Genomic DNA, 3083 nt, shown 5'->3' with positions numbered 1-3083 from the left:
CCAAGGCGGTGGCGGCGGTCGAAAAGACCCTGTCCGCCGTGGAGGACGAGGCGCTACGCGCCGCGCTCGCGCGATTGGGGGCCTCGATCAAGCGAAATTGAGACTTTTTTGCGTGGCAGGCCTTGGAGCGCAGCATTGCCACAATCACCATTTCAAGCTAGCGAAAGTTCGCTTTTTTAGACCTCTTTAGGCGTGAATGCGCCAATCCGGGAGCCGACCTTGATCATCACGCGCCGCGCCTTCACCGCCGCTCTGTCACTGACTGGTCTTGCCGCCCTGATCGGTCTCTCGCCGCTGCGCCTGATTTCGGAGGCGACTGCGCAGACCGCCGCCGATGTCGCCAAGCCGCAATCGCTACCGGACATGGCGCTCGGCCCGCAGAATGCCCCGGTGACCATCACCGAATACGCCTCGATGACATGCCCGCACTGCGCGAACTTCAACGAAACGGTGTTCCCGAAGATCAAGTCGGAATACATCGACACCGGCAAGATCCGCTACGTGTTCCGCGAATTCCCGCTCGACATCAAGGCCGCCGCCGGCTCGATGCTGGCGCGCTGCATCGCCAAGGACGACGCGCCGAAATATTTCGCGGTGATCGACCTGTTGTTCCGCCAGCAGAACGACTGGGTGATGAAGAACACCACGGAGACGCTGACGCGAATCGGCAAGCAGGCGGGCCTCAGCCAGCAGCAGGTCGAGGACTGCCTGAAGGACCAGGCGCTGCTCGACAAGATCGCCGCCGACCAGAAATACGCCAATGACGTATTGAAGGTGAATTCGACGCCGACCTTCTTCATCAATGGCGAGATGCTGAAGGGCGAAACCTCGTTCGACGAATTCAGCAAGCGCATCAATTCATTGTTGAAAAGCTGATTCGTCCACAGCTATTCGCTAGCGCGCGATAAACCAAGCAAAAGCCTTGGGAAAAGCCCGAGGCGGCGGTTGCCGGTACGCCCCGGCCTCGCCATTGTCGCGGCCATGAGGGCCGCAGCGAGCGGACCGCCTACATACCGACATTGCCTTCCATGGTATTGTCACGGCAGGGAGATTCGCGCCCGGCCAACAGAGATTTGTGTTCATGAAGCTCACGCGCCTACGCCTCCACGGTTTCAAGTCGTTCGTTGAACCCACCGACTTCATGATCGAGCCGGGCCTCACCGGCGTGGTCGGGCCGAACGGCTGCGGCAAGTCCAACCTGGTGGAAGCGCTGCGCTGGGCGATGGGCGAAACCTCGCACAAGTCGCTGCGCGCCGCCGACATGGACGCGGTGATATTCGCCGGTTCCGGCAATCGCCCGGCGCGCAACCACGCCGAAGTCGTGATGACGATCGACAACGCCGATCGCACGGCACCGGCGGCGGTCAACGACAGCCAGGTCTTGGAAATCTCCCGCCGCATCGAGCGCGAGGCGGGTTCCGTCTATCGCATCAACGGCCGCGACGTGCGCGCGCGCGACGTGCAGCTCCTGTTCGCCGATGCCGCAACCGGCGCGCGGTCGCCGGCACTGGTGCACCAAGGCAAGGTCGGCGAGATCATCCAGGCCAAGCCGGAACAGCGCCGCCGCATCCTCGAAGATGCCGCCGGCGTCGCGGGCCTGCACGCCCGCCGCCATGAAGCAGAACTGCGGCTGAAGGCGGCCGAGACCAACCTCACCCGCGTCGAGGACGTGATCGGCCAGCTCACCGGCCAGATGGATGGGCTGAAGAAACAGGCGCGGCAAGCGATCCGCTACCGCGAGGTCGCGGCGAAGGTCCGCAAGTCCGAGGCGATGCTGTTCCATCTGCGCTGGATCGAGGCGCATGCCGACCTCAACGACGCCGCGCAGACGCATGATCTCGCCGTTCGCGAGGCGGCCGAGCGCACCCGTGAGCAGGCGGAATCCGCGCGCATCCAGGCGATCCGTGCCGCCGAACTGCCGGCGCTACGCGAGGCGGAAGCCCGCGCCGCAGCGGGCCTGCAGCGGCTCAACAATGCGCGCGAGCTGCTCGACCGCGAAGAGGAGCGTGCCAAGGAACGCGTTTCCGAACTCGACCGGCGCCTGGCGCAGTTCGTCGCCGACATCGCGCGCGAGCAGCAGCAGACGGCGGACGCCGACGTCGCGCTGCAGCGGCTCGACACCGAGGATGCCGAGCTGAAGGAAGAGATCAAGTCTCGGGTCGAGCAGCGCTCCGGCGTCGACGAGCGCGTCGCGGAAGCGGAAGCCATGCTTGCCGAAACCGAGCGCCGGTTTGCCGAGCTGACCACAGAGCTCGCCGACCTCACCGCCAAGCGCAATCAGCTCGAAGCCGGCGTGCGAACCCATCGCGACCGGCTCGCCCGACTCGACCATGAGATCGCGAGCGTCCAGGCCGAGGAGGAGCGGCTCGCGCAGGACACCGGTTCGCTGGGCGACATCGATGTGCTCGCGGCCGCGGTCGAGACCGCGCAGCAGACGCTGGCCGAGGCCGAAGCCACCGTGCAGGCGAGCGAAACCGGTCACGTGGTCGCGCGGCAGACGCTGGAAGCGTCCCGCAGCCCGCTGACCGAAGCAGAAAAGCGCGTGCAGCGGCTGGAGACCGAGGCGCGCACCATCTCCAAGATCCTCAATGGCGAGACCAAGAATCTGTGGCCGCCGATCATCGACGGCATCACGGTCGCCAAGGGCTATGAGAAGGCGATCGGCGCCGCGCTCGGCGATGATCTCGATGCTCCCGTCGATCCCTCGGCGCCGATGCGCTGGACCAACGTCCCCGCCGGCGAAGATCCGGCGCTGCCCGAAGGCGTCGATTGCCTTGCCAACCATGTGCAGGCGCCGCCGGAACTGGCGCGCCGCCTCGCCCAGATCGGCGTCGTGGCAAAGGAGCGCGGCGCGGAGCTGGTATCGCAACTGAAGACCGGCCAGCGGCTGGTGTCGCTCGAGGGCGACGTCTGGCGCTGGGACGGTTTTGTCACCGCCGCCCACGCGCCGACCGGCGCGGCGCGGCGCCTGGCCGAGCGTGCCCGCCTGGTCGACATCGAGCATGAGCTCGAGCAGGCGCGCAGCGAGGTGATCGCCAAGCGGCAGGCGCTGGAAAATGCGGAAGCCGAATTGCGCGCCGCCT

Annotated in this window: 2 protein-coding genes; both read left to right on the top strand. The window is 66.2% G+C overall.

Features of this window, described 5'->3' with window-relative positions; genetic code table 11:
* Window positions 1–219: 219 nt before the first annotated feature.
* A complete protein-coding gene (locus CWO89_RS42425; RefSeq protein ID WP_130584153.1) occupies window positions 220–876 on the top strand; it encodes a DsbA family protein in 657 nt (218 codons plus the stop codon).
* A 205-nt stretch (window positions 877–1081) separates the two neighbouring features.
* On the top strand, window positions 1082–3083 hold a 2002-nt coding region (locus CWO89_RS42420), incomplete at its 3' end, for a chromosome segregation SMC family protein (protein WP_165421575.1).

It is taken from the genome of Bradyrhizobium sp. Leo170 (assembly GCF_004296405.1).
Lineage (GTDB): Bacteria > Pseudomonadota > Alphaproteobacteria > Rhizobiales > Xanthobacteraceae > Bradyrhizobium.
This window is presented reverse-complemented; position numbering and strand designations above follow the sequence as displayed.